Raw genomic sequence first — 26,216 nt, 5'->3', positions numbered from 1 at the left:
GTCAGCGGCCCCGGACCGCGGTGACGGCGAGCTGCCCGGTGGCGAGGTCGAGGCTGTGCGGGCAGGTCCAGTCCGCCTCCGGCCAGGTCCGCTGCACCCAGCGGGCCGCGACCTTGGTGGTGGTGCGACTCAGCTCGAGCTGCTCGCCGCGCTCGTCGATCGCCACCGTGTAGGGGTGAGGCCACCGGCGCTTCGGGTCGGCGAGGCTGACGTGGACGCTGACCGCGCCGGGGATCATGTCCGCGAGCTGGACGCCAAGCCGCTGCTGGCTCGGGCTGGGCGCCGCGTAGCGGGCTTCCCCTGAAAGACTTGGCATGCGATACTCCTGGATTCGTAGGAGCGCGCGCGGCGGTCTCTCGTGCAAAAGAAGTCCCGCCGCTCGCGAGTTGTGATTCGGCACCCTCGGGTGCTGGCCCGGCGTCCAGGAGTTGGTAGCTCCCGGGCGCCGGTCTCATTTCGCCCTGATTCGTGCAGGGCTCGCCCTCTGCGGCACCGCTTCCCCCCTCTGCTCGTTGGGCGCCGCCCTGCGGGGACGACGAACATACGTAGACGCCTGCGGCAAGTCCATCCCTTACCCCGCAGAGCACTACGGGTCGGGCAGGGCTCGCGACGGCCGGTGTCTGGAGTCGTTCCACGACCGGTCGGCGCCACCTGATTGCCGAATCCAGCGGCCCGTTGCGCAAGTGACCGCAACAAGGCAGCATGCAAACGGGTCGCCAGAGGCTGGCGCCGTGGAGAGGCGGAGCCCCTCCAGCGGTGCGATACAGAAACGTACGTTAGTTGCGCAGATGTATCAAGCCTGGACTACAGTGGTCCCAACACCGCCCCGACCTGCCCGCTCATCACCCCGCTGGAGTTCATGTGCCCCCACGTCAATTCGACGGCAAGCGCGTACGCGCTGCCCGGCGGGGCATGGACCTTAACCTGGATGAGCTGGGCGCCGAGGTCGGCGTCAGTGGGCCCACCGTCTCCCGTTGGGAGAACGGCGAGGACCATCCCAAGGGCGAGAAGCTCCCCGCGATTGCAGCAGCGCTCGGTCAGCCGCTCGATGCTCTCTTCCCCCATGACGGCCCGGCGGACCTGCAGCTTCTTCGGTGCGATGCCGGCCTCAGTGTGGCGCAAGCCGCCGCGATCATCGGCACGAGCCGCGCACCAGTGAGCAACGCGGAGTCCGGTCGGCGCAGGCTCAGCGATGCCTACGTGCTACCGCTCGCCGAGGCGTACGGGGTGACCGAGGCGGTCCTGCTAGCTGCCCAGGACTGCTCGTTCGGCCTTCGGCCCGCAGCCTCCCGTCACGAGCAGGCACCGGCCCCCCGTACCATCGGCGAGAAGATCAACTATCTCCTGGAGCACGGGTACGCGGGCCAGGAGGCACCGTCTGACGACGAGATCGCGCGCGCCGTGAACGCCCACGCGGGCGAGGCAATCGTTACGGTCGAGGACATCGCCTCCCTGCGCACGGGCGCCACGACCGACGCTTCCGATGCAGTGCGCGCCGGCCTGGCCGACGCGCTCCAGGTCGACGCCGCCCTCTTCCAGGACGGTGCCGAGGTCAGCCCAGCGGCTCGCGAGTTCCTGGAGGCGATCCGCTTCCTCGGCTCGATCCAACGGGGACAGATTCTCGGTCTTGCTGCACGCGGCAACGGCGGGGGCCTGTCCACCGAGATGATGGCCACGATCAACAATCTCGTCGGGGAGCTGCGGCACAAGCTGCCCGAGGTGCAAGACGGGGACTGACGCCGAGCTGCGCCCGCCGGGCGAACCCGGAGCACCCCACGCGCGCTGCCGACGCCCTCCTCGACATGCCGACCAACGGGCGCGACTCAGCTGAGCCCTGCCGCAGTACGCGGACAACGGGCTGGCCCTGGAAGCGAACAGGCCGCCCGGTCAGCAGCCGGATGGCGCGGTGGGACCGGTCTCGCGTCAGAAGTATTCAAAGATCAATTAAGACTCCGCCCTGCAATTTCGATCTTGGAATTATCACGCTAAGTAGTGCGATATTCGCAACATGCCGGTCCGGTCGTATCACACGTTGATCCTTGTACGATTAGCTCTGGGTCAGGCCGCCGATCGGCTGTAGTGCACCTCGAGCACAGTTCTCCTAGCTACTAGCGCCTCGCGTACGAGTATCGGGATGGGGCTGGCGGTGAAAACCAGTGGCATTTCAATGGAGCAACTATGCGTTGGCGCAGAGACCCGTCACGGCGCGCACTTGTGAAGGAATGCGAGAAACTGCTCGCCGACCTCCCTACCCCAGCTCCATTCAGCGTCGAAGCGCTGGTGCGAAATATGGAGGGAGCGCTGGGTCGCCAGATTCGGCTAGTGCCGCTGGATGACCCCGATGGGGGGCTGGGCACGGCATGTGGCCTCCGCGTCAAGGCGCCGGAGTTCACAATCATTCTCTATCGTCGCCGTACAAGTCGAAATCAAACCGAGCACATCATCCTCCATGAGCTCGCACATGAGTGGCTGGACCACGGGACTACTCTGACGGCTGCGGAGGTTGAGCGATACGTCCCTGAGCGGATTCGCCAGGAGGTAATTCGTCGTTTCCCGTCAACTCTGGTGCAAGGGCGCGTAGATTTTGGCAGCCCCGAGGAGCAGCAGGCCGAGCTTTCAGCCTCGCTGATAAAGCGGTTGGCTCGCCGCCAGTCGATCGCGGGAGATGACATGGTTAGTCTCCTTGAGTCCTCGCTCGCCCACCCAGTTGCTCCGCCACGACGCAGGCGCTAGCCGCGATCGCGCGGCGACCACGGAGTGAGAACGCCAGCCTTGCGATTCACTCCATATCAAACAGTCCATCTGCTGGCAATTAAGGCTGTCATCAGTCGACCTTCCGGTCGGCAAGTAGGCAGTCTGCACAGACAAACCACTGGTTACATGTTCGAGTACTTTAAATACCTGACTGCGATAGTGATGGCCGCAATCGCCATATGGCGATTCCCTGCGGTTCGTTACGGTGATTTTCACCGCCGGGCACTCTGGGGCGGCTATGCAGGATTCGCCGTAGCCCTGTGGCTGTACACGCCGGCAGTAATGAATGCCGTAGATCGCATTCCCGTGGTGGATCTAGACGCCCTGCTGAGACATTTTGCCAGCACTGCAGCGACCATCGCAGCCCTGACCTACGTCTCCACTAGCTACGGGAAGAGCACGGAGGCAGTTGTGCCCCGTCACGTAGTGGTCTCGCGGTGGATCGCCCGTGCGTCCTATAGGGCGGGGGCTGTTGGCGTCGTTTTGCTCACGGTCCTGTTTTTTACGGTGGTGGACCGCAGGGTGCAGAGCCAAGATTTCCTCATCGACCACGCTGGGCAGTGGGGTGTCGCGGTCTATATGAGCGTCTTCTATTTCTTCCCGCTTGTCACGGCTGCGGTTTGCGGCTACCAGTGGACGAGAGCGGCGCGGCAGGCCGAGTGTGCGAGCATGCGCATCGGGCTGACTTTGATGGCGGTTGCGATGTGGATGGGGCTTGTCCATTCACTGGCCCGTCCCGGACTCTTGTGGGTCGCGGTGATCTTCCCCATGAGTCCCTCCACAGTGCAGCTCGTCGTAGACGCCGAATCGCTATGGATGGACCTGCTTTTCCTTATCGTCGCTATTGGAGCGAGCATTCCGACTAGTCGCGCGGTAGTGGGCCGATGGAAGACGTGGCGTACCCTGAACCGGATCTATCCGCTCTGGTTCGACCTGGCGGAGGCATTTCCTGGGACGAGCCTGTATCCACCCGGGAAGCGCCTCACGGAATTTATGCAAGTGCGCGTTCCGATTGACGTCCGCCTCGATCGGTGGACTCAGGATATTGCTGACGCCTGTGAGAAACTGCGCTATTACGCTCCACGGGGCCTGATATTCGCCGCAGAGGATTTTACCGCCTCCCATTCCGATCCTGAGCCGGCCGCAGAGGCATACTGGATTAAGGCCGCACTCAAGGCCGTTGACACCGCACCTGCAAGTGTGGACGCCTCCGTCCCTCTGCGAGAGAAGCCCTTCGTTGATACCGACAGCGAAGCGGCGTGGCTCGCACGCGTCAGCGCGGCCTATTCGAATATTACTGAGGACCAGGCGCAGGAGCTTCTCGTGTACGCGGCAGGAGCGGAGTTCGAAGAGGAATGCCCCAAGGTCCGGCCCGCGACGTAGCGATCTTGAACGGGTCGGAGAGTGAGATTTAGCACCATCCGCTTCGTGGACTGGTTTGGTACCGTGGGTGTGCGGGCTAGTAGGTCTTCATCCGCCCGTGGGTGCACCCTGGCCTGCGACGCACAGTTGCTGTCGTCACCATATGTAGCCGGGGCCGTGATGCCGTCCTTTCTGGATGGGCGTCCGAATTCTCAGCAATCAATGGAGTTCCCGCATGTCCAACCGCACTGGCCTCATCCTCGATTTCGGCGGAGTGCTCACCACGCCGCTGCTTCCGGCAGTGCTCGCCTTCGAGCAGCGTGAGGGCCTGCCGCAGGGCGCCTGTCTTACGGCCCTGTACAAGGACGAGACAGGCGTCCGGATCACGAGTGACCTTGAGCGTGGCGCGGTCTCCCAGACTGAGTGGAACGAGTTCGCTGGCAAGATGCTGGGCGTGTCCCCCGACAACCTCATGGGCCGCATCTTCGGCGACCTGCGCCCCGAGCCGCGGCTGATCAACGCGGCTGCTGCAGCGAGGCGCGCGGGGATCAAGGTGGGCATCCTGTCCAACAGCGTGGGACTGGCCCCCTGGGACTTGTACGACGGCTATGAGCTTGAGCGGCTGTACGACGTCGTGGTGATCTCTGAGCAGCACCTGATGCGCAAGCCCGACCCGGAGCTGTTCGAGGTTACGCTCAAGCTGATGGACCTGCCGGCCGAGCAGTGCATCTTCGTCGACGACACTGAGGCGTACGTGCAGGCAGCGGAGCAGCTCGGCCTCGCGGGGGTGCACAACCAGGACCCCACGCGGACGGTCGCCACTCTCTCCGACCTGCTCGGCGTGGACCTCACTGCGTAGTAGGCCGGCGCCTCGGAGGTCCGAGGACAAGAACAGCGAAGGGACTGCAGCGTTGTTCCCCTGCCGGAGCACCGCTACGGTCCCTTCGCTGTCGTACCGGCAAGCGGTCGTCGCCGAGGCGTAGACACGCGCCCAGGAGGCGGCAGCGGTCGGCGTGCACTACCTGCGATGTGACACTCACCTCGATCGTAGGTCGAGTGTGTACCGCAGCTCGGGAATGGTGAAGCCCCTGATCGTTTCTTCGCGGGTGATGCCGTCGGTACACCAGCCGTGCCGTTCGTAGAGTCTGCGCGCGCGGGCGTTGGCGGTGAGCACCCACAGCGTCGCCTTGTCGAACCCGTCGCGGTGCAGGACGTCGTGAGCTGCTCGGACGAGATTGGATGCCAGGCCGTTCCCCCATTGTTGCGGTGCCACGTTCAGCGCCCAGAGTTCTCCCGCGCCGTCCGCGTCCGCGTCGCGGCCAGGACCGACGTGAGCGAAGCCCAGTGGAGCTCCGCTCACCTCAGCGACCAAGATCTTCTCTCTCGGGTCACGGTCCCTACTCAAGGTCAGTTGCCACGTTGCCGTGCGACGCTCCAGCGTCGTCGCGTCGAGCAGGCCCTGCGGCATGAGGCCGGCGTACCCGAACAGCCAAGCATCAAGGTGCACTCGGGCCAGCGCTGGACCGTCGCCGGCGACCGCTTCTCGGATCAGCATGTTGAAGTCCTTCCGGTCTGTTACCCGCCCCTCGGCGAGGCGGGTAACAGGAATCAGCGGCGTCCAGCTGCCATCAGGTGAAGATGATCGATCACCGAGTCCGTGTCCGTCAGGTCAGCCAGGACCACGTGGGCGCCAGCGTCTCGTAGCTGGTCGGCGCTGTGCACGCCCGTGGCGACAGCGATGATCTCCGTATCGTTCGCCAGTGCGGCCTCCACGTCGCGGGGAGTGTCGCCGACCAGCACGACGGGGGTTGACACGGGAAGCCCACATGCCTGGCTCACCCGGAGCCGAGCCACCGGGACGAGAGCCTGCCGCTCCACATCGTCGGCTCCGTAGGCACCCACTCCCAGGTCCACAAGGCCATCAAGGTCGAATGCCGACAACTTCGTTCTGGCGTTCTCGGCGATGTTCCCCGTCAGCACGGAACTGATCAGCCACCCCTCACGCTGGACCGACTCCAGCGTCTCTCTCACGCCCGGCAGGACGCACCCTCGGCGGCGCAGCTCGGCCGTCAGCTGACGCCCGGCCGTTTCAAGGGCACCATTCACCACTGGCCATTCCGGCACTGCCAGGCCGTGCAGGAGGAACATCTCGCGCATGATCAGGCGGTCGGTCCGGCCGTCTGTCGCTGCCGGCGCCACGGGTGGGTGCCCCGCGATGGACGAGAACGCGCTGGCATAGATCTCTTTGCTCACGCCCCCGTTGTCGATGAGGGTGTGATCGATGTCCCACAAGACGATGAGCACCATTGGGTCAGCGTAGGCAGCACGTCGGGCAATCGTCGGCCGCGTCGCGTCCCAAGACGTCCTTGCGAGTCCCGGCGGGGTCCGGTTGGATATCGGCTGTGAACGAGCGATTGCGCTCCGCACTCGCCCAACGCGGCGTGCCCCCCGCGGCACTCGCTACGGTCTGCGAGGTGGACCCCAAGACCGTGATCCGCTGGTTAGGCGGTCGCGTACCCCATGCTCGCCACCGGTGGGCTGTTGCCCATCACCTCCAGGTGGACGAGACCTTCCTCTGGCCGGAGCCCCATCCCCGAACCGCGCAGGTCGCCGGTCCCGGCGCCGGCCTCGTGGCCACATACCCAGACCGTGCCAGCGTTCCGCGGGAGTTGTGGCTCTCCCTGCTGCTGGAAGCTGAGCAGGGCATCGACGTGCTGGTGTTCTCGGGGACGTTCTTCGCCCAGTCGAACCCGCGCATCGCCACGATGCTGGCGCAGCGCGCGGCGGCCGGAGTGAAGGTCCGGCTGTGCTTCGGTGACCCGCACGGTCGCGCGGTGGCGATCCGCGGACGTGAGGAGGGCATCGGCGATGCCCTCGCAGCGAAGATCGGCGCCTCGCTGACCTACTACCGGCCGTTGCTGGGCACGTCCGGCTGCGAGATCCGCCTTCACGACACCACGTTGTACAACTCATTGTTCCGCTACGACGACGACCTGCTGGTAAACCCGCATGTCTGGGGCCGACCAGCGTCCGCCAACCCGCTGCTGCACCTTCAGAAGGACGGCGAGTTGGGCTGGTTCGACGGCTACGCTCAGAGCTTCGACGCGGTCTGGGGCTCCGCCCGGCCGTGGACCAACGACACGGAGGGGAGCCAGTCTCATGGCCGGAAGGACTGAGTACTACGGCGATCCGGACGCACCGGCGGCGAACTCGCTGGTCCCTGCGAGCAACCTGCTCGTGCAGAACGAGGCCGGCGAGATCCTGCTGCAGCGCCGCCGCGACACCGGGCAGTGGGCGCTGCCCGGCGGGAAGCAGGATATCGGCGAGTCCGCCGCCGATTGCGCGGTGCGCGAGTGCGAGGAGGAGACCGGGATCAAGGCGGAGATCACCGGTCTGCTTGGGGTCTACTCCAACCCGGAGCACATCGTCGTCTACAGCAGCAACGGCGAAGCCCGCCAGCAGTTCGAGGTGGCGTACATCGGCCGCCCGCTCGGCGGTACCCCGACGATCAACGAAGAGGCCGACGGTGTGCGCTGGGTGCGGCCGGTCGACCTGGACGAGTACGACATCCACCCGAGCATGCGTCAGCAGATCGGCCACTTCCTCAGTGGCCGGTACCCCTACCTCGGCTGACTCGCGACGGCGTGCCGGTGTTCGGTGCGGGCCACCGCCGCCTCGAGCTCCGGCTGCGCGCGCTGGATGAACCGTCCCACCAGCGTGCCGACTCCGTACCGGTTTACGATCTCCGCGACCCGGTCACGGGCGCTGGTCGGCCCTCCGTCGGGAGTGGTGGTCATGTCGCAGAAGATCAGGGCGTCCACCAGCACCTGGTCATCGAGCATCGGGAACTCGTCCTCCAGCGTCTCGCGCAGCCCGCGCTCCTCAGCTTCCAGCAGGGCGATCGAGTGGTTGGCCACCAGTCGCACGAGACGCGCGTCCGCGCCGTGCTCGTCCCGCAGGAATCGGGCGCCGTCGAGGGGATGAAAGCCCGTCAACGCCAGGCGGGGTGCGTAGCCGACATCGTGGAGTACCGCGGCTGCGACCAGCAGGCCATCATCCGGCCCGGCGACCGCGGCCAGCTGTTCGGCTTGGCGTGCAACCCCCTGGGAGTGCGACCACCGCCTCGGCAGGGTGTCCGCCAGCTCCTGCTCGGCGATCCGCCGCGCCCACTGTGGCAAGGTCTCCGTCACGGTGTCAGCCTCCCCGCCTGCCTGTCGCCTGGTGCATGCGTTGCTGCAGGAGGGCACGCACTGTCTGGGCCACCGCCGTAGCGATGGCCCAGGCAGCGGCCTCTCCTGCACGGCAGGCCCGGATGCGCTGTTCCGGGCCTGCCGGCGGTACGACTACCTCGTTGCTGCCGGGGTCAAGGATTTGCAGCCGAGCCAGCGCTGCAGCACCGGAGGAACCGCGACGGTGCCGTCCGGCTGCTGGTGCTGTTCCAGCAGAGCCGGCACCAGGCGGCTGGTCGCCAGCCCGGAGCCGTTGAGGGTGTGCACGTAGCCGGGCTTTCCTGTTGCGGGGCGGTAGCGGATGTTGCCGCGCCGGGCCTGGTAGTCCCGGGCGTTCGATACCGAGCTCACCTCGACGTAGCCGTCGATGCTGGGCAGCCAGACCTCGACGTCGAAGGTCTTGGCCATCGAGGCGCTGGTGTCCTCGGCGGCCAGCCGGGTGATTCGGTGGTGCAGGCCGAGTGCCTCGACCAAGTTGGCTGCCTTGGTGAGGAGTTCCTCGTGGGCGGCGTCGGAGGCGTTGGGGTGAGCGAACTGGAACATCTCGACCTTGTTGAACTGGTGGCCGCGAAGGGTTCCACGGTCGGCGGCGCGGTAGCTGCCGGCCTCGCGCCGGTAGCAGGGCGAGTAGGCGACGTACTTGCGCGGAAGTTCGTTCTCCGTCAGGACCTCGTCCCGGTGGAGGTTGACCAGGGCGGTCTCCGAGGTCGGCAGCAGGAACCGCTGCGGCCCGGCCGGACCCTGTTCGAGCGCGAATACGTCCTCGGCGAACTTGGGGAACTGTCCTGCGGCGTATCCAGCCTGATAGGTCAGCAGGTGCGGCGGCAGGATCAGCTCGTAGCCGTCCTGGACGTGGGTCTCGATGAAGAAGTTGAGCAGCGCCCATTCGAGGAGGGCGCCGTTGCCGCGGTAGACCCAGTTGCCGGTGCCGCCGAGCTTGACCCCGCGCTCGTAGTCGATCAGCCCCAGCCGGCGGGCCAGATCGACGTGATTGTGCGGCTCGAAGTCGAAGGCCGGCCGGGTGCCGTGCTCGCGGACGACCTGGTTCTGCTCCTTGCCGCCGGTCGGCACGTCCTCGTCGGGCAGGTTGGGCAGTTGGTCGAGGAATGCCTGGCGCTCGCCGGCCAGGGCGGTGAGCTGCTCTTCGAGTGCGGCAAGGCGGGTACCGAGTTCGGTTGCCTCGGTGCGCTTGGCGACGGCGGCCGGGTCCGCCGGGTCGAGCCGCGCGATCTCGCGAGAGATCTGCTTGCGCTCGGCGCGTAGCGTCTCGACCTCGGTCGTGCCATGCCTGTACTTCTCGTCCAGGGCGAGGAAGGCGGTGAGGTCGATGTGAACGGCTCGCTTCGCCAGCGCGCGCTCGACGCGCTGGGGGTGCTCACGGATCACGGTGATGTCTAGCATTTTCGGGTCCCATCGATCAGTCGGAGTCCGACGTGATCCCTTGGGGGCGTGGGCGAGAAGGGAACTCGCGGTGCCACCACGCCTTCGCCGTCATCCGGAGATGACGGCCTCGACAGCTCGATAACGGGAGCGAACCGGCGGGGCATTGGGCCGCAATCGGCCGTTCCTCCCCGCACTCGGGAGGGGATTCACCCCAGGACGCGAGACTGCCTTCCCAGCTGCCGGCAGCTCTCTCGGCTCGCGTGCCCTGCGGCTACTTGTCTCCGTCAGCGCGTTGCCCAGAGGATAGAACGCCCAGGGCGCCACGAGCAACGCAGAATCGCCGTCCAGATTCGGCCGATCACCCTGAGTGACGTCTCGGTTGTGGGTACGGATCAGTGCACTGCCGGCTCAGCGGCCTCCGTGCCACGGTTCTCGTGAGGGCCGGCCGTCGAACCTGATAAGCGCTGCTCGGCCAGCGCGATCAGTCCGCGCACTGCGTCCGAGACGTTCGGCGGCAGGGCGTTCGGCCTGGCCCAGATGAAGTCGTCGTGCTCGCTCAGGATGATGGGCTCGGTGCTCGGCGCGGTGGCGGTGAAGGCGTACTGCCGGCCTCGCTGTCCCTTGCGGTTGGTGTAGTCGACGGAGCCGAGGTAGCCCGTGATCGTCACCGCCAGGCCGCACTCCTCCAGGGTCTCCCGCAGAGCGGCCTCCTCCACGCTTTCACCGGGTTCCACGCCTCCGGACGGAAGCTCGTACTGGCCCGCCATGCAGTCGCCCTGCTTCCGTCGAAGGAGCAGGATCCGGCCGCGGTCGCGGACCAGGCATCCGGCGCCGAAGCGCTCGATGCCGTCACGAGCAGCGTCCTCCACGGGGGCAAGGACGGACGGCGGGATGTTGCGGCACATGCGCTGCCCCTCAGGTCCGGACCGCTCAGGGTGAGCTGGGCCGTTACGTGCTGATGGTCATTCTCGTGCCGAGCCTGGGGCCGGGATCGTTGCAGGCCACCTGTCCGTCTACGGCGTGTCGCGGTGATCCGCCCATCGGCTGGCAGCATGGGCGGCCCGGACGCGGTAGTCGTACAGCGCACCGGGCGGGTAGTGGTCGATGCGGCTGCTCCAGTAGGTCGCCAGGATCCGGGCGACGGTCGTGACGGCCTCGCGCGGCGCCGCGTTGAAGGCCGGGACGGTCTGGACGAGTGCCTCGGCGCCGCGGGGGCTGTGCCCGGCCACGATGAAGTGCGGCACCATGAACGCGGTCACCAACCAGCCCGCCCCCAGGCGGCTGGAGCCCCAGTCGATCACGTGGACCTCGCTGTTGATGATCAGGTTATCCGGCCGCGGGGAGCAGTGGAGCAACGTGCCACCGGCAAGAAGTTCCGCCGGCGCTGTCCGGTAGGCACGGTGGTCGCTGATCGCAGCGGCACCGGCGAACGGGCTCGGGGTCAGGAGGTCGATCAGCGTGGTGATCTTCTCCAGGACCATGGGGATGTCCGGTGAACGCGGGCTCAGGTCGGGGTGGCGCCCGTCGACGTGCTCGAAGATGAGGGCGAGCCAGCCGTCCACGGTGTCGGTCCACAGCAACCTGGGCCCGAGGCCGGTTGGCAGGACGGAGTTGATCCCGGCTTCCAGCTGGTGGTCCTTCGACCGCGGGTGGCCGACGGCTATCGCCTTGAGGAAGACGCGCCGGTGGGCCAGGGTGAGGGCGGCGCTGATGCCGGGGGTGTGGCCTCCTGGGCGCTCCTCGAAGTGGAGGACGGGGCCGAACTCTCGTTCCACCGCTACGCGTAAGGGGGTGGGGATGATGCCGCCGGGGTGGTTCAACGGGTGGTCTCCTCGATGACGTACGGGCCGGCCACGAGCGCGTCCAGGCCGCAGCGCAGGAAGGTGCTGACCGCATCGCTCGGGGTGCAGACGATCGGCTCGTCCGCGCCGTTGAACGAGGTGTTCAGCACGACGGGTAGACCCGAAAGCTCGTGGTAGGCGTCAATGACGTTCCACAGCAGCGGGTTTGTGTCCCGGTGTACGGTCTGGACGCGGGCTGAGCCGTCCACGTGGACCACGGCTGGAATGCGATCCCGCTGTTGCTGGTGCACCGTGCCGGTGGCCAGCATGTACGGGTAGACGAGTGCGCCGGCGGACGGCAGGGCGAAGAAGTCGTTGGCGTGCTCTGCCAGTACGGCCGGCGCGAACGGGCGAAACGCCTCTCGTTGTTTGATCATGGCGTTGATCCGGGAAGCGGTCGTGGCGTGCTGGGGGGAGGCGAGGATGCTGCGGGCTCCCAGCGCCCGCGGTCCGAACTCCATGCGGTCCTGGAACCAGCCGATCACCTTCTCTTCCCTCAGTAGCCGGGCGGCCTCCCGGTACGGCTCGGCCGTGTGCCGCACCCGGTACCGGTAGGCAGGGATGCCGCTCAGGGCGGAGCGGATGGTCTCCTCGTCGTAGGAGGGGCCGAGGAAGGCGTGTCGAAGCGGGCGCCGGACTGGGCTGGCCGCAGTGGCCAGCGCCGCGCCGATGGAGGTGCCGGCGTCGCCTGCTGCGGGCTGGATGAAGATCCGGTCGAACCGACCCGAGGCGATCACCGTGGCGTTGGCGACGCAGTTGAGTGCGACGCCGCCGGCCAGGCAGAGCGATCGTCGCGGTACAAGGCGCTGGGCGAAGGCGAGGTAGGAGCCGACCAGCTGCTCCAGGAGGTGCTGGAGGGCGCGGGCGATGCCGCGGTGCCGATCGGTGATCGCGTCCTCGGGCCGCCGGGGCGGCCCGAGGAGTTCGACCAGAGCAGGGCTGAACAGGTTGCGCTGGGCGCTGGGCCGGCGGTGGTGGTCGAAGTAGCGCAGGTTCAGATGCAGTCGGCCGGTGCGCTGGTCGAACCAGGCGAGGCGCCTGATCCGGTCGAAGTACTGGGGGCCTCCGTAGGCTGCCAGGCCCATCACCTTGTACTCGTCGCTCTGCGGCCGGAAGCCGAGGTACCGGGTCAGGGCGCTGTACAGGTATCCGAACGAGTGCGGGTAGACGATGTGATGGCGCCTCGTCATCCGGCCGCCGGTGCCGTCGTAGATCGCGGCGGTCTCGTACTCGCCGCGGCCGTCGAGGGTGACGACCACGGCGTCGTCGAAGGGGGAGGTCAGGTAAGCGCTGGCGGCGTGCGCCCGGTGGTGCGGCACGGGTATGAGCGGCAGGTTGCCTGGTAAGAGGCCGCTGCGGCGAACCATGTGGGGCAGTCTGCGCCGGGTACGGTACTTGTCCAGGTCGGACAGCAGCGAGCCAATCGACGCCGGTGTGCCGTAGTGCAGGTTCGACGGCGCCAGGAGAAGGTGGAGTTTCGGGTCGACGAACAGCGCTGCCTGGTCGAGGTCCTGCGGGTGGGCGCCGGCCAGGTTCAGGCAGGCCCGGATCGCCTGCTCGGGGAACACCTTCGTGTTCTTGATCCTATTCAGGCGCTCCTCTTCGACGGCGGCGACCACCGTCCCGTTGTGAACGATGGCCGCCGCCGCATCGTGGGTACCGAAGTTCAGCCCCAGGGTCAGAGTCAACAGCGCCTGCCGATCCGTTCGCGGCCTCCCATGCACGGGCGCAGGGCTCTGAAGGCGAGGGTCACGCTGTCGGCCTGGACGTGGCTCTCGGGGGCCGTTCGTGGCAGGGCGAGGTCCATCACAGGAGGGCCTCCTTGAGTCCAGTGCGGGGACCGGAGGGCCTTGAGCGTTGCGAGTTCCGGACGGTGTCGAGCACTTCGTTGACGTGCTTCGGTGAGGACATGGTGATGGCGATGGTCTTCACACGCGGATCACGTAGCGCCCATGTGAGAGGACGGAGTCTGGTGCTGGCGCTGCGGGCGAGCGGGTCGATCAGGGCGCCGCGGTTGAGCGGCGACATCCCGACGAAGCTGCGGCCGGCCTGCGAGATCTGGGCCAGGTGGGAAATCGGCCAGGGTGAGGCGAGGTGGTACTGGGCGGCGACGGCCGTGATCGACTCCTCGCGAAGCGCGGCACAGACCGCGGCCGGGCCGTGGCAGTAGGCGTAGACCGCGCTGATCCGCCCGGAAGCGAACGCGACCCGGGAGCCATGCCGGTAGAAATCCCTCAACGCCTTGTGGTCGTTGAGAAGTTCGGCCCGCTCGGTGCGCTTGAGGTCAACCTGGAGGACTACCGCGTCGATCCGGGCGATGCCCAGCTGGCCGGTGGACATCTCGATGGCCGTATTGATGCGCGCCTCGAGATCCCCCCGCAGCGGGCACTCCGCCTTGACCAGGTGGCGGAGCCCGGCAACGGGGCCGACCTCGTCCAGCACCTCCCGCACCGCCCACTGCGTGCCGAGATGCGGGTTGGAGTGGATCGTGCGGACCCCAGCCTTCAGCGCGGTACGCAGCGCTTCCAGTCCGGGCCGGGAGTCCTTGCCGGGCAGCAGACGGCCGGCGACGAACGTCGAGGTGCCGAAGCACAGGCGCTCTAGGCCCGTCACATCTCGCCCCGTGCTTCCAGCGCCTCGCGGGTCAAGATGGTGCGGAAGTGCGCGATCGACTTCTGTTCGCCGACGACCTTGTCGAACCGCAGCTCGCCGAGCTGGTCGCGGTAGTGCTTGCGGTTCGGGTTGTCGATGTCGAACTGCTCGCTGTCGCGGTAGCCGGTCAGCCGCTTGAACGTCTCACGCTTCTCGTCCAGGGACATCCCCCAGAGGACTGGGGGGTTCTTCTGGCTGATGCAGACCGTCGTCATCCCGTTCGGGCTGATCCGCAGCTTCCAGCAGCCGCCGCACGGGTAGTCCCAGGAGAACATCGCGAGCACCGCGACCTTCACCCCCGTGTCACCGATCTCGTAGTAGTTGTAGCTCGGGTTGTCGCCCTCGATCGACTCCCGCCGCACCGACCGCAGCTCACCCGCTTTTGCGAGCGCTTCGAGGATTGCCTGCTCCTCCACGAACTGGTTCTTCCAGAATGCCTCGCCCTCAGCGCCGAGTTGGGCGGGGTTCGAGGGGAAGAACTGGTTCAGCTTGATCGCCAGCTGGCCCGCTCCTCCGCTGTTGTTCAGCTGACGGGCGTAGTCGATGAAGGCGGGCAGCTCGTGGAGGGTGTCGCGCATCGTCACGCACGAGATCTTCGTCAGGGTCGGCAGCAGCTCGACCGAACGCTCGATGCTGCGCAGGGTGTCACTGTGAAAGCCGCGGCGGGTGATCAGCAGATTGCGCTGCTCATCCAGGGTGTCGATGCTGACGATCGCCCGGGTCAGGCCGGCGTCGACCGCCTCCTCGATGAAGTGGTGCAGGCGGTAGCCGTTGGTCGTGACGATCTGCTGGTCGTAGCCGATCTCCTTGCCGGCGCGCAGCAGATCCACGAAGTCGCGCCTCACGGTCGGCTCTCCACCGGTGTAGTGGACCCGCCGGAAGCCGATGTCGTAGCCGGCCTGCAGGACCTCGATCGCCTCCTCCAGCGAAGGCTGAACGATGACTCCCTGCTTCCCTTCCGGCAGGCAGTACTGGCAGCGGATATTGCAGCGGGACGTGATGCCGAACCGGAGGTTCCATTTGCGCATGCCGGGCGAGTACCGGTTGTCCATCACCTTCAGGGATGTCTGCCTGGCTTCGTGCTTCACGGGCATCTGCCTTTCAGGGGAATAAGTTCCAGGAAGAGAGCTGCGCGAATTGAGCCGGTTCCAGAAGTGGGCGCTGTTCTTCAGGCTGCGAGCACCTTGCGCCGCCAGAATGGAGAATTCGCCCGATTCTGGCGGGTCTACTGGGTTCCTTCCAACCACGTTTCGGGACGTTCTGGGAACGTCCCGAGACGTATCCGGTGGGGGTTGCCTGGCTCCAGCGCGGATCGCAGCGCGGAGCCGAGTCTCACCGCACGGCTAGCGACGGCGGGACCCGGATCGGGGTCTACCGAGGGAGGTGAATGCTGGTCGTCCCGCCTATTGCTACGAGCCACCAGGGCGCGATGACGTTACGCCCATAGGCCCAACTGGCATTCACGAAGACAGCGAGTTCGACACCGATATAGGCCAGGCTCTGGCCTCCGTGCCAGCGTTACGCGCGGTGTCTGGCTGTTCGCCGACGGCACCGGCCTGCCGAGAAGAGCACGCTGCCAATCAGGGCGCTGGAGGGCGCGTGCCCCGGCGCCGGCAGCGGTGCGCTTACTCAAGCGTTGGCCAGCCACAGACCCTTGTATTGGATCTTGGGGTGCCGGTGGTCTCTTGTGGTGGCACCGGCCGGGGTGTAGCCGCAGGACCGCAGCAGGTCCACCGTCGTGGACTGGTCTCGTTCCTCGTTGTAGACGCCGATGATCAATCGGCCGCCCGGGGCGACGACATGGTCCATCAGGTGGGCTACGTACGTTCCACGCAGATCCGTCGGCACGTAGTCCACACCGGTGCGAACGGCGTCGAAGCGGCCTGGAGGCTTCCAGCCCATCGCGTTGGCGGTCCAGATTCGACGCGCCCACTTCGGGCAGCGGGTACGGGCGAGGGCGGCGAGGGCGGTGGAGATCTCCACCCCGTAGGGCTCGATGATGATTCCGGCCTCGGCCGCCCAGTCGGTCAGGCTCTCCATCAGGTGGCCGTTGGCGCATCCGATGTCGAGGAACGTCCCACCATGGGGCGGGAGCAGGTCGACGAGCAGGCCGCGGGCTTCTCGCCAGCGGGCCTCGTCACCGCTGTGGCCGGACTGGGCCCGCGGGTTGTCGCCGTTAAGGTAGGCCGGTTCGATGACGCCCAGGACGGCGGCGTGCCACTCGGTGGCCGTGATCTCGCCCGCCTGGTAGGCGTCGTCGATGGGTGCCAGGTCGTTCCAGCCTCGCTCCTTCGCGCTCGCGATGTCCTCGGCGTCGTGGCCGACCGGACGGCGCGCGGTGGGATCCATGCGTTCTCCTTCCCTATTCGCTGACGTTGGCGTCTTGCAGCCAGGGTGACGTTCAGTCCCCTTGAAGAGCGTGGATCAGTCGCGCGGCCTCCCGGTGCGCCGGCCCCATTCGGGGGTCGTTCGGACCGGCATGTGGTCCGACGATCTTCGCCAGCACGAACAGCTGCATCACCACCCCGTCGCGGCTCTCAAGGTCTGCCCGGCGCTCCCTGCGTACCCGGTCCGCGAGCGCCGGTACGGCGAGAGAGGCGGCGTACAGCGACGCCGAGTCGAGTCCGCGAGGCGCCATCCCCCAGTCCTCCCAGTCGAACATGCAGAACGCACGAGGGCCGGTGAGGTTCGCCCAGTTCAGATCGGCGTGAGCAGGGCACCACTGGTCCACCCGAGTTTCGTGCGCTCCGGGGAAGGCGGCCTTGATGGTGTCGTCGACCAGCTGCTGCGTGATCTGTTCGGTGTCCGGGGCCGCCACGCGGGCCGTTCGTTGAAGGGCCAGCTCTTCCAGCGAGGCGTTCAGCGAGCGCCACCAATCGTCCGGCAGTTCCGGGTCGACGGACACCACCGCGGCTCCGACCGGGCGTTCGGGCAGCAGCGAGGTCTCGTCCGCGTGCCAGATCGCCTGGTCGTCCGGGTCCTGCCATGTCGTCGACCCAAGCCAGCGTGGCATCGCCACGCCGGCCAACACCGCGGCGGCTTCGAATCCGCCCCAGCCCTGTTCCCGCGCCCGCGCCCAGGGGCGGCGTTCGACCCGGGCCCAGGTGCCGCGGTCGGTGCCAGCTCCGACCGTACGGCGCTTACGCACCACGCTTCGCCGGTCCAGCCTCGTGCCGAGGTGCTGCTCCACCTGGCTTAGGATGTGATCGACGGGCTCCTGCCGGAGGTCCACGGTCTACCGGACGAGGCCGGCGTCGGTGCCCTGCGGCGGGGTAACACCGGTCAGGCCACGTGCCCGCTCGGCGAGGAGCGGGGCGAGTTCTGGGTAGTACCCGCGATCAACGGCCTGGAGCATCTCCGCAATGGCGATCAGCTGCCCCACGCGGCCGGCCGGGGTGTCGAGGATGTCGGCGAACTCCGTACGGATCCGGTCCGCGACGGCGGGCACGAGGAGGCTGCTGACCCACAGGACCGCCGAGTCGTAGCCCACCGGCACCTGACCCCAGCGTTCCCAGTCGAGGATCTTGAGCGGCTGGGTGGTCAGGTTGGCCCACTGGAGATCACCGTGCCCGGTGGTCCGCTCGATTTCGGCTGGGGCCGGGATGCCGAGGTACTTCGGGAAGACCTCTTCGACCCAGGTCTGGCGCAGGGTGATCTTGGTGCTCGGTGCTTCCGCGATGCCGTCCAGCGCGTGCCGCAGCCCGGTCCACCAGCTGTCGTCCAGTCCGGGGTCGGCGCGGAGGTCCGGGGTCGAGGAGATCGCGGGACCGACCAGGTCGAAGACGTCGGCCTGGTAGAACCAGCCGGAGTCGGTCCAGTCGACGGTGTCGTGGAGCCGGGGGCGCGGGACGGAGGCGGGTACGAGCTGTTCAGCGCCGAGGGCGCCCTGGCCGGTCGGCCGGGGCGCCCGGAGACGGCTGCTTCTGGAGACCCGGAGCCAGACGTTCTCGGCCCGGCGGCCGACCGTGGTTCCGGAGGTGCCGAAGACCTGCGGTCCGGTGCACACCAGGCCGAGGAATCCGGCGGCCTTCTGGTGGGCTGCCGTCAGGTCGTGCCGGGTGTCGTCATTCGGCTGAAAGGACATCGAGCACCGTCCTGAGTCGTGCGTCGGGGATCGGCTGGGCGAGGGCGTCCCGGGCATCCTCCCAGTGCTGGAGGGTGCTGGTCGAGGTGAGGACGACGTTCAGCGCGGGGCAGGCACCGATGAGCTGGAACGCGGCGGCGTGCGGGGTCGATCCCGGTTGGATGAGGTTCACCAGTTCGGGTGTCATCAGGCCCGGCAGTTCGCCTCCGTGCAGGGGTGCGGAGGCGAACGTCGTAATCCCGGCATCGCGCGCGTGGACGAGCGGCCCGCTTCCGTCGAGGGCCTGGGTGATGGGCTCGGCCATGACGAGGCTGACCGGCAGCTGGATGCCCGCAAGGTGGTGATTCGCCGTACCGGCTGCTTCGCCGGCGAGCGCGATCAGTTCGGCGATGGTGAACGCCTGGTTGGTGAAGCCGGCCCAGGTGGCGACGCCGTACCCCCCGATACGGCCGGCCTGCGCGAACTCCTCCAGCACGGCGAACGCGGCGCGGAGGTTGTGGTGCAGCTGCTGGCGGTCGTGGGCGGACCGTTCGGGGTTGTGGACGAAGACGATGTCGGCACGACCGAGGGCGGCGAGCGAGTCCTCGGTCTGGGCGCGGACGTCGGCGGGGGCGAGGCTGTGGCGGCCGTCCGGGTAGAAGCCGGTCTTCGTCGTCACCTTGACGGTCGGGTGCTCGGCGAGCACGGGGGCCAGGTCGTGGTGTGCCCGGCCGTGGCCATAGTTGGGGGCGGTGTCGATCCACTTCGCGCCGACTGTGAGGGCGGTGCGCGCCGCTTCGCCGGCGGCGCGCACCCGGTAGGTCCCCAGGCCGAGGTCCGGGCTCACCGGCCGACCCCGACCGCGGCGAGGACCTGGCCTTGAAGGAGGACGGTGAGGACGCTGGCCACGTCCTTGACCTCCAGGCAAGCGGCTTCGGCGAGTTCCCCGATGCTGACCGGGTCTCCGGTCAGCAGGGCCTGCAGAACCGGCCCGACCGGCGCGGAGAAGTCCCACGCGGTTCCGGCGGCGGACAGGGTGACGGTCCGGGCGGTGGAGTCGCTGGTGAGTTCGGCGCGTGGGGAGGTGATCCGCACCTTGATCTCCGGATCCGCGGGGAGCGTGTCCACGAAGGGCAGGGACGGGGCCGGTCGGCCGAAGTGGGTGGTGCCGGAGGCCGTGGCCCAGCGGTCGATGAGGTCGGGGTCCGACAGTGCGGTGAGCACCGCAGCCCTCAGATCGGCCAGGTACCCGGCTTTCTCGTCCGGTCCGGCGTGGAGCGGCACGTCCTTTCGCACGGCGGCGCTCTCGTGCAGCTCGTCGACCAGCCAGCCCAGGAGCGTGGCGCCGGTCTGGGCGACGAGTCCGAAGGTGAGGTGCAGCGACTCGCTGCCCTGGTCAGCAGTGACGCTGTGCCACCAGCCGCGCGGCAGGTACAGGACGTCGCCCGGGTGGAGGACGAAGTCCGCGACCGGTTCGCCCTCGGGTTCCTGCGGGGAGTCGACGTCGCGGAAGGTCGGGGCCTGCCGGGTGGGCTGCCACAGCCGCCAACGTTTCGCCCCGTACTGCTGGACCACGATCACGTCGTGATCGTCCCAGTGCCGGCCGAAGCCCTCCTTCTCCGTCCAGGAAGCGTAGAGGTTGGTCTGCACGGGCGTGCCGATGAAGCGCTCCAACGCCTCAGCGGCGGCGCGGATCGGCGGGTGGATCTCGTCGATCGCGTCCACCACGAGCGAGGCGCCCTCGGCTAGCTGAGCGTGCAGCTGCGCAGGGTGCAGCCGGTTCCAGGTCACCCCGCGCCGGTTGGTCGCCGGCGTCGAGTACCGGCCGACGGGGACGGTCTGCCCGTCGTTCGACAGCCGCAGCCGCGGCGGGTCGATGCGGTGGGTGGCGAGGATGGTGTTCAGGTCGTCCCAGGACAGGAGGGGGGCGGTGTTGGTGCCCTCGGCGGGGATCACGGTGTAGGAGCGGTGGAGCGCCTGGGTGAGGAACTGGTCCCCACCCAGGCGCACCGCCCACGAGGCGGTCTCATGCATCGTGGGCGGTCTCTCAGGTGTCGTTCTGGTCGGAACGGCCACCGGTGTTGTCGGACGGCACGTCGGCCCGCGAACGCGCCGCGCGGATGCTGCGGGCGGCGACCACGAGGCCGCCCCCGTCGTCCTCAGGAACAGCGGGCGTGGTGATCTCCATGCCGTTGACCTTCCTTCTCTCTGGTGCTCGCCGGTCTGTCCGGCGAGACCAAGAGAATCGCTGCGAACGGCTTCTGAACAGAGCAGAATTGATGCATCGATGATGCATTCGTGAGGCAAACCGGCGGCTGGCCTGGCAGCTTCGAGCGTCGGCGGATCTTCCAGTAGATCTTGGGGGGTGGGTGATGGGTGCACGACGAGAGCGGTTCATCGCGTTGCGAGCGAGCGCGGGTTACACCCAGGAGACCCTGGCAGCTGCAATGGGAGTCGACCGGACGACGGTAGGCAGGTGGGAGCGCGGCACTGGCCTCCCTCGCCCGTGGCAGATACCGAAGCTCTCTACGTTGCTGAGCACCAGTCACAATGACCTCGCTGTGCTCCTGGGTCCTCCCGAGCCAGCCGCCCAGGCCGATGGGCCGGCGACCGCGCGAGAAGCATCGCTGCCTGACGACGGCAGACAGTGGGTCCAGCGGCAGGCTCCGGACAAGCCCGACCTTGAAGGTGGTGTGACCACTACGGCAGTTGGTGCCGCGACCATGGCGCTCATGGACGGCAGCGTCCGGGTTGGCTGCCGTACCTCGGATGGGAGGATCATCTTCGTGAGCATGCCGCGTCGGGCCCTTCTTCGCGGCGTCACGGCCGCCGCTGGCGTCACGCTCTTGTCCGGTCTCGCGGTGCCCGAGGTCCAGGCACTCCCGCCCGTCCTGTCCACGGACGTCCACCCGGTCGAAAGCATGAGGTCGCTCCGCAGGTCTCTGGTCGAGTGCGACAACATGCTCGGACCCCGCGAAGTCGTCACGACGGCTCAGGAGCACGTGCGCCTCATCCAGCATCTTCGCCGTGAGGCTTCGGGCCAGGACCGGCAGAGTCTGCTTCAAGTACAGGCCGAATACGCCGAATTCTGCAGCTGGCTGTATCAGGACAGCGGCGACCACCGCGCCGCCCAGTACTGGGCGGACCGTGCCGTCGACTGGGCGAACGCCTGCGGAGACCGGGACCTTGTCGCCTACATCACGGCCAGGAAGGCCCAACTCGCCGGTGACATGCTGGATTCGGTCGAAGCCATCGACCTCGCGGCCTACGCGCAACGTCTGGCACGGCCCGGGAGCCGCTTGAGTGCCATGGGAGCGGTCTACGGCGCCCATGGCCACGCGCTTCTCGGCGACGAGTTGACCTCCCAACGTACCTTCGACCAGGCGCTGGCCCTGCTCGCTCGGCCGCCCGAGGCTCCCGACGGCCGAGGTCGATGGCTGGACGCGGCGTACATCGAGGCTCAGCGCGCACGCTCGTTGTCGCTGCTCGGCCGCCATCACGAGGCAGTGCTCGGCTTCGAACGGGCGATCCGTTCCCTGCCGGCCAACTACCGCCGAGACCGCGGCGTCTATCTCGCCCGCTTGACCATCTCTCAGCTGGCCGCACAAGGCCCGGAGCAAGCAGCCACAACCGCGCACGCGGCGTTGTTGATCGCCGCGAGCACCGGGTCCTCCCGGATCTTCAGCGAACTGGCCAGCCTCGACGGGCGGATGCGAAAGTGGCGGCACGTACCCGAGGTGGCCCGGTTCCGGCAGGCACTCGACAGCCACCTGCTCCATGAAGTGTGATCAACACTGACCGCTCCCGCTCGCTGAGAGAACGGACCGCCGATGTCCTCCCGCCCCTTCGTCCTTCTGAGTGTTGCCACCTCCGTCGACGGCCACATCGACGACACCTCGCCCGAGCGTCTCCTGCTGTCGAACACCGAGGACTTCGATCGAGTCGACCAGGTCCGCGCTGCCTCCGACGCCATCCTCATCGGCGGCAACACCCTCCGCCGCGACAACCCCCGCCTGCTCGTGAACAGTGAGAAGCGCCGCGCCGATCGGGTAACCGCCGGCAAGCCCGAGTACCCGCTCAAGGTCACCATCTCCGCCAGTGGGGACCTGAGCCGCGACCTGAAGTTCTGGCACTTCGGCGACAAGAAAGTCGTCTACACCACCGACGCCTCCGCGCCGAAGCTGCGCGAAACGCTCGACGGCCTGGCCGACGTCGTCAGCACCGGCCCCACCGTCGACTTCAGTGCGCTCCTCGACGATCTCGCCGCCCGCGGCGTCGAACGCCTCATGGTCGAGGGCGGCGGGCAGATCCACACCCAGTTCCTCTCCCAGGGGCTGGTGGACGAGATCCACCTCGCCATCGCCCCGCTGCTCGTCGGTGACGCTGCCGCACCGCGCTTCCTCCACCCCGCCGACTACCCCGGCGGCAGCACCCACCGGATGATGTTGCTCGGCGTCCAGACCCTCGGGGATGTCGTCGTCCTGCGCTACGCACCGAAGGCTCAGACCGCCTGACCTGGCCGAAATCCTGCCCGTAGAGTGCGCTCAACCGCCGGAGATCAGCCCCGGGATTCGCCCGGGGCTGCAGTGGCTTGCGCATGTGGGTCGTGCCATCCGGCGGGCGGATAGCCTACGGCGGGGCGGGCAGCGACGGCCGGGAGGACCGCATGACCATCAAGGGCAGCATCGGGCTTTCGCCCGCGTGGGTGGCTCAGAAACTCGTGGCGTTCGATGAGCTCCGGTTCGCGCAAGGCTCTCTCTGGTGGTTGCAGTCCGATCCGAACCACGGCGGCGTGCGCCGGATCATGCGGTCGAGCTCCACCGGACCGGGCCGCGCCGTGACCTCACCGCAGGTCCCGGTCGGCGGTCAGCTCCACGCCTACGGCGGCGGCACCTTCGTGGTCGGCCCGGACACGGTGTGGTTCGTCGGCGACGACGGTCGATCCGTCTTCGGTCTCGGCGCGGACGGGCCCCCGGTACGAGTCGCTGTCGGCGGAAGGGATGTCCAGTTCGGGGAGCTCGCCCTCGCCGCCGATAGCCTCCTTCTGGCGGTCCGCGGCGGAGAGGCCGCCGACGAGATCGTCTCCGTCTCCCGGTCCGGGGATGTCCGCGTGCTGGTCCGGTCGTCCGGATTCCTGGCCGCGCCGCGACTCGAAGGTGGTGTCCTCGCCTACCTGGAGTGGAATCGCGACGAAATGCCATGGGACGGCTCCCGGCTCCTGCTGACCGATGCCCGGCCAGGCCGGTCGAGTCTGGCCACCGTGGTGGCGGGCAGCCCCACCGAGTCGGTGGTGCAGCCGTTGTGGGGTCCGGGCGGCTCGCTCTACTTCATGTCCGACCGCACGGGCTGGTTGAATCTTCACCGCTTCCGCGACGGTGTCGTCGAGGCCATCGCGCAGGTCGACGCGGACTGCGCGCCAGCGCCGTGGGAGGGCGGCTACCAGTCGTACGGCTTCACCTCGTCCGGCGGAATCGTCCTGACCACGAGCGACGGCATCCGCAGCGAGCTGCTGCTGGTCGACGGCACGGTAAGGCGTCGGCTCGCCTCGAACCTCACGTCCATCAAGCCCTACGTGGCCGTCTCCGGTGAAACCGCGGCCGTGATCGGGTCGACCCCGAGCCGGCCGCCGTCCGTCTGGGCCGCCGACCTCACCTCCGCGCCCTGCGGCGCCCGCCCGGTCGGCGGGGAAGGCCACCAGCCCGCACCCTGGGCCGTGCTGCCGCCATCCGTGGAGACAGTGACTTCGGCGCACGGCGCGCTGCGGTATCTGCTACACCGCTCCCACGACCGGCAGCCGGGACCACTGCTCGTCCGAGCCCATCCCGGGCCGACCGACGACGTCCCGCTGCGTCTCGACTGGACCACCCAGTTCTTCGTCAGCCACGGGTTCTCGGTCGCCGAGGTCCTGTACCGGGGCAGCACAGGCCAGGGCCGCGCGTTCCGGCAGTCCCTGCACGGCCACTGGGGTGACTACGACGTCGAGGACTGCGCGACCGTCGCCGAGCACCTCGTCAGGGCCGGCGTGGCGACGGCCGATGCGGTGTTCATCAGCGGCGCCAGCGCCGGCGGCTACACCGCGCTCCAGGCGGCCTGCCGGCCTGGACCTTTCTCCGGGGCGACAGCGACGTCCGCCATCATCGACCCCGCTCGGTGGGAGCGGTCGGTGCCCCCGTTCCAGCGCCCGCACGCCGCCGTCCTGGCGGGGCCCGCCGGTGCGGTACGGCCCGAGCGCGTGAAGATCCCTGTCCTGCTGATCCACGGATCGGCCGACACCATCACCTCTGCCGAGGACGCCATGCGGCTCGCCGACCAGCTCGCCGGGTCCAGCAGCGCACACCAGCGCCTCCTCCTCGAAGGCGGCGACCACTACCTCTCGGACCCTGTGTCACGCGAGCAGTCCCTCCAGGCGGAGATCGCGTTCTACCGGCGGATCATGCACCGCGGGCCATCGTGAGCGCGAGCCGGTCCGCCTCCGGCAGGACTGCCCGGGTGTACTCGCGGAGATCCTGGACAGGGGCGTAACCGGCGTGGGCGTCGAGTTCGGCGAGGACGCCGGCCACGCGCTCCACGCACCGTCCCGAGCCTGTCCTGGCCGCGTACGCCACGGCGTCCAGGCCGGTCGCGCACGCCAGATCGAGGTCACCGGTGCGGAGCCAGGTGGAGGCGAGAAGCGCAGCGTCGATGGCGAGGCGGCGGACCTTGTCCCGGCCGACGCCGTCGAGCGCCTCCGCCAGCTGGGTCCTCGCGGCCGGGGCGCGGCCGAGGTCGTGCCAGCAGTGCGCTACCTCGTCCGCCAGGTAGGCGGGCGTGAAGTAGCGGATCCAGTCGGGTTCTTCCTGCGGATTCGCCGTGCCGAGCAGCTCCTCGGCTTGCAGGATCAGCTTGGTAGCCTCGCTCTCCCGGCCCAGTCGGGCGTTCGCGCGCGCGACCACTGCGGTGATGGCCGACCTGGTCGCGGGGCTCGTCGCAGTGCCTGCCGCAGCGTGAGCCGAGGACGCCCACCGCAGAGCTGTCTGTGGCTCGTCACAGTGCAAGGCGAGGTGGCCCAGGTTCACGGCCACCAGGTAGGCGCCGTACGCCTGGTCGTTCGTGGCTGTGGTCAATGCCAGTGCCCGCTGGTAGTACGCCTGCGCCTGCGCCGGGCTCCCGGTGTCGACGGCCTGGTAGCCGGCGAGTTCGAGGAAGCCGACGGTAACCCGGGCGCGATGGCGCGCGACCCGCTCGTCGGCTGCGGGACGGGCAAGCAGTGAGTCGAGTTCACCGGCGATGTAGGACCTGACCTGGGGCGCGAACGACCGGGCACCGTGAGTGTGATCGAGTTGGCGGAACATCGCGAGCATGCCTGCGGCGACACCCACTTCCTCGTCGGTGACCCACAGCCTCCGTTCCTGCAGATCGGCAGGTGGCGTCGCGTAGACGGCGGCCCAGTCGCTGATCTGGGGAGCCCCGATGTCGAGCCGCACACCGGTCGCCTCAGTGGGCGCCGAGGGACGCGGCGCCAGCTTCCCGACCGGATCCTTCGTTGCAGAACCAGCAGACCTCTCCGCCTGCTCCTGGGTCTGCCTCAGGATCTCGTCCAGTTGACCAGGGGTTACACCGAGCACCTCCGTCAACTTCGGCCGCTGCCAGGTCTGCGGCTCGCTCTTACCTAGCTCCCACCGGCCCACGGTGGTGCGGTCCAGGCACATCGCAGCAGCGAAGCTCTCCTGCGTGTAGCCCGCCGCCGCCCGCCGCGCTGCGAGCGCTGACCGCTTCCGTACAGCCATAGGCAAACATCCCAAGTTTCCTGACGCCCGAAGAGATGCAGGCCAGAGCGCTCTTTGCATCACCTGCGCCTCAACTACGCATCAAGTTTGCCGTGTTCACCGCCAGTTCGTGCTGCTTCTGTATGACCCGCCGAAGAAAGTTGGCATTCCTGACTGGCCAGTTCTC

At 68.0% G+C, this 26,216-nt stretch carries 25 protein-coding genes; 8 read left to right on the top strand and 17 right to left on the bottom strand.

What is annotated here, in order from left to right; all coding sequences use genetic code 11:
• Position 1: 1 nt before the first annotated feature.
• Positions 2–316: a transcriptional regulator gene (locus ABTY15_RS02420; RefSeq protein WP_350574737.1), complete on the bottom strand. Its 315-nt coding sequence runs from the start codon at positions 314–316 to the stop codon at positions 2–4.
• 545 nt (positions 317–861) lie between these two features.
• Between ABTY15_RS02420 and ABTY15_RS02415 the strand changes: the two genes are divergently transcribed.
• The 3 genes from ABTY15_RS02415 to ABTY15_RS02405 all read left to right on the top strand — a co-directional run bounded on the left by ABTY15_RS02415 (position 862) and on the right by ABTY15_RS02405 (position 4,975).
• The gene (locus tag ABTY15_RS02415; RefSeq protein ID WP_350574735.1) at positions 862–1,737 is read left to right on the top strand and encodes a helix-turn-helix domain-containing protein; all 876 of its coding nucleotides are present in this window, start codon (positions 862–864) and stop codon (positions 1,735–1,737) included.
• Between the two features lie 1,143 nt (positions 1,738–2,880).
• Positions 2,881–4,137 (top strand): MAB_1171c family putative transporter, encoded by a 1,257-nt coding sequence (locus ABTY15_RS02410; RefSeq protein ID WP_350574733.1) that lies wholly within the window; start codon positions 2,881–2,883, stop codon positions 4,135–4,137.
• A 214-nt stretch (positions 4,138–4,351) separates the two neighbouring features.
• Positions 4,352–4,975 carry an HAD-IA family hydrolase gene (locus ABTY15_RS02405; RefSeq protein WP_266269115.1) on the top strand — a complete coding sequence of 208 codons (624 nt, stop codon included), beginning with the start codon at positions 4,352–4,354 and terminating at the stop codon, positions 4,973–4,975.
• Between the two features lie 177 nt (positions 4,976–5,152).
• Here the strand turns inward: ABTY15_RS02405 and ABTY15_RS02400 are convergent, their stop codons facing one another.
• Together ABTY15_RS02400 and ABTY15_RS02395 are read right to left on the bottom strand one after the other, a co-directional pair.
• Positions 5,153–5,671, bottom strand: a complete 519-nt coding sequence (locus tag ABTY15_RS02400) for a GNAT family N-acetyltransferase (protein WP_350574731.1) — start codon at positions 5,669–5,671, stop codon at positions 5,153–5,155.
• Positions 5,672–5,724: 53 nt separating this feature from the next.
• Entirely contained in the window at positions 5,725–6,423 is a 699-nt protein-coding gene (locus ABTY15_RS02395) for an HAD family hydrolase (protein WP_350574729.1), read from the bottom strand.
• A gap of 95 nt (positions 6,424–6,518) precedes the next feature.
• Between ABTY15_RS02395 and ABTY15_RS02390 the strand changes: the two genes are divergently transcribed.
• The gene (locus ABTY15_RS02390) at positions 6,519–7,292 is read left to right on the top strand and encodes a DUF5919 domain-containing protein (RefSeq protein WP_350574727.1); all 774 of its coding nucleotides are present in this window, start codon (positions 6,519–6,521) and stop codon (positions 7,290–7,292) included.
• Entirely contained in the window at positions 7,276–7,749 is a 474-nt protein-coding gene (locus ABTY15_RS02385) for an NUDIX hydrolase (protein WP_350574725.1), read from the top strand. Before ABTY15_RS02390 ends, ABTY15_RS02385 begins: the two co-directional genes overlap by 17 nt.
• On the opposite strand, the gene ABTY15_RS02380 is transcribed toward ABTY15_RS02385, so the two are convergent.
• The 13 genes from ABTY15_RS02380 to ABTY15_RS02320 all read right to left on the bottom strand — a co-directional run bounded on the left by ABTY15_RS02380 (position 7,737) and on the right by ABTY15_RS02320 (position 20,472).
• Positions 7,737–8,306 carry an HD domain-containing protein gene (locus tag ABTY15_RS02380; protein WP_350574723.1) on the bottom strand — a complete coding sequence of 190 codons (570 nt, stop codon included), beginning with the start codon at positions 8,304–8,306 and terminating at the stop codon, positions 7,737–7,739. The genes ABTY15_RS02385 and ABTY15_RS02380 overlap by 13 nt on opposite strands.
• 153 nt (positions 8,307–8,459) lie before the next feature.
• Positions 8,460–9,746 carry a serine--tRNA ligase gene (gene serS, locus ABTY15_RS02375; protein WP_350574721.1) on the bottom strand — a complete coding sequence of 429 codons (1,287 nt, stop codon included), beginning with the start codon at positions 9,744–9,746 and terminating at the stop codon, positions 8,460–8,462.
• Between the two features lie 374 nt (positions 9,747–10,120).
• Positions 10,121–10,633, bottom strand: coding sequence for an NUDIX hydrolase (locus tag ABTY15_RS02370; RefSeq protein WP_350574719.1), 513 nt, complete (start codon positions 10,631–10,633; stop codon positions 10,121–10,123).
• Between the two features lie 108 nt (positions 10,634–10,741).
• Positions 10,742–11,548: a hypothetical protein gene (locus tag ABTY15_RS02365; RefSeq protein ID WP_350574717.1), complete on the bottom strand. Its 807-nt coding sequence runs from the start codon at positions 11,546–11,548 to the stop codon at positions 10,742–10,744.
• Positions 11,545–13,257 (bottom strand): carbamoyltransferase family protein, encoded by a 1,713-nt coding sequence (locus tag ABTY15_RS02360; protein WP_350574715.1) that lies wholly within the window; start codon positions 13,255–13,257, stop codon positions 11,545–11,547. The genes ABTY15_RS02365 and ABTY15_RS02360 overlap by 4 nt, the downstream gene beginning before the upstream one ends.
• A 118-nt stretch (positions 13,258–13,375) precedes the next feature.
• The gene (locus ABTY15_RS02355; RefSeq protein WP_350574713.1) at positions 13,376–14,182 is read right to left on the bottom strand and encodes an aldo-keto reductase family protein; all 807 of its coding nucleotides are present in this window, start codon (positions 14,180–14,182) and stop codon (positions 13,376–13,378) included.
• On the bottom strand, positions 14,179–15,309 hold the full coding sequence (locus ABTY15_RS02350; protein WP_350574711.1) for a radical SAM protein: 1,131 nt from the start codon (positions 15,307–15,309) through the stop codon (positions 14,179–14,181). Before ABTY15_RS02350 ends, ABTY15_RS02355 begins: the two co-directional genes overlap by 4 nt.
• A gap of 541 nt (positions 15,310–15,850) precedes the next feature.
• Positions 15,851–16,570: a class I SAM-dependent methyltransferase gene (locus ABTY15_RS02345; protein ID WP_350574709.1), complete on the bottom strand. Its 720-nt coding sequence runs from the start codon at positions 16,568–16,570 to the stop codon at positions 15,851–15,853.
• Positions 16,571–16,622: 52 nt separating this feature from the next.
• Positions 16,623–17,453 (bottom strand): hypothetical protein, encoded by an 831-nt coding sequence (locus tag ABTY15_RS02340; RefSeq protein WP_350574707.1) that lies wholly within the window; start codon positions 17,451–17,453, stop codon positions 16,623–16,625.
• Between the two features lie 3 nt (positions 17,454–17,456).
• Positions 17,457–18,305: a hypothetical protein gene (locus ABTY15_RS02335; protein WP_350574705.1), complete on the bottom strand. Its 849-nt coding sequence runs from the start codon at positions 18,303–18,305 to the stop codon at positions 17,457–17,459.
• Positions 18,286–19,131, bottom strand: a complete 846-nt coding sequence (locus ABTY15_RS02330; protein WP_350574703.1) for an aldo/keto reductase — start codon at positions 19,129–19,131, stop codon at positions 18,286–18,288. The genes ABTY15_RS02335 and ABTY15_RS02330 overlap by 20 nt, the downstream gene beginning before the upstream one ends.
• Positions 19,128–20,318 carry a cupin domain-containing protein gene (locus ABTY15_RS02325; RefSeq protein ID WP_350574701.1) on the bottom strand — a complete coding sequence of 397 codons (1,191 nt, stop codon included), beginning with the start codon at positions 20,316–20,318 and terminating at the stop codon, positions 19,128–19,130. Before ABTY15_RS02325 ends, ABTY15_RS02330 begins: the two co-directional genes overlap by 4 nt.
• Positions 20,319–20,331: 13 nt before the next feature.
• Positions 20,332–20,472 (bottom strand): hypothetical protein, encoded by a 141-nt coding sequence (locus ABTY15_RS02320; protein WP_266269138.1) that lies wholly within the window; start codon positions 20,470–20,472, stop codon positions 20,332–20,334.
• A gap of 184 nt (positions 20,473–20,656) precedes the next feature.
• Between ABTY15_RS02320 and ABTY15_RS02310 the strand changes: the two genes are divergently transcribed.
• The 3 genes from ABTY15_RS02310 to ABTY15_RS02300 all read left to right on the top strand — a co-directional run bounded on the left by ABTY15_RS02310 (position 20,657) and on the right by ABTY15_RS02300 (position 24,738).
• Entirely contained in the window at positions 20,657–22,072 is a 1,416-nt protein-coding gene (locus ABTY15_RS02310; protein WP_502893402.1) for a helix-turn-helix transcriptional regulator, read from the top strand.
• A 42-nt stretch (positions 22,073–22,114) separates the two neighbouring features.
• The gene (locus ABTY15_RS02305) at positions 22,115–22,798 is read left to right on the top strand and encodes a RibD family protein (protein ID WP_350574699.1); all 684 of its coding nucleotides are present in this window, start codon (positions 22,115–22,117) and stop codon (positions 22,796–22,798) included.
• A gap of 323 nt (positions 22,799–23,121) precedes the next feature.
• Positions 23,122–24,738: an alpha/beta hydrolase family protein gene (locus tag ABTY15_RS02300; RefSeq protein ID WP_350574698.1), complete on the top strand. Its 1,617-nt coding sequence runs from the start codon at positions 23,122–23,124 to the stop codon at positions 24,736–24,738.
• On the opposite strand, the gene ABTY15_RS02295 is transcribed toward ABTY15_RS02300, so the two are convergent.
• Positions 24,716–26,050 carry a helix-turn-helix domain-containing protein gene (locus ABTY15_RS02295; protein ID WP_350574696.1) on the bottom strand — a complete coding sequence of 445 codons (1,335 nt, stop codon included), beginning with the start codon at positions 26,048–26,050 and terminating at the stop codon, positions 24,716–24,718. The genes ABTY15_RS02300 and ABTY15_RS02295 overlap by 23 nt on opposite strands.
• Positions 26,051–26,216 lie beyond the last annotated feature (166 nt).

It is taken from the genome of Kitasatospora sp. NPDC097643 (assembly GCF_040302625.1).
GTDB lineage: Bacteria > Actinomycetota > Actinomycetes > Streptomycetales > Streptomycetaceae > Kitasatospora.
Note: the sequence above shows the minus strand (reverse complement) of the source record. Positions and strands in the feature narration are given on the sequence as shown.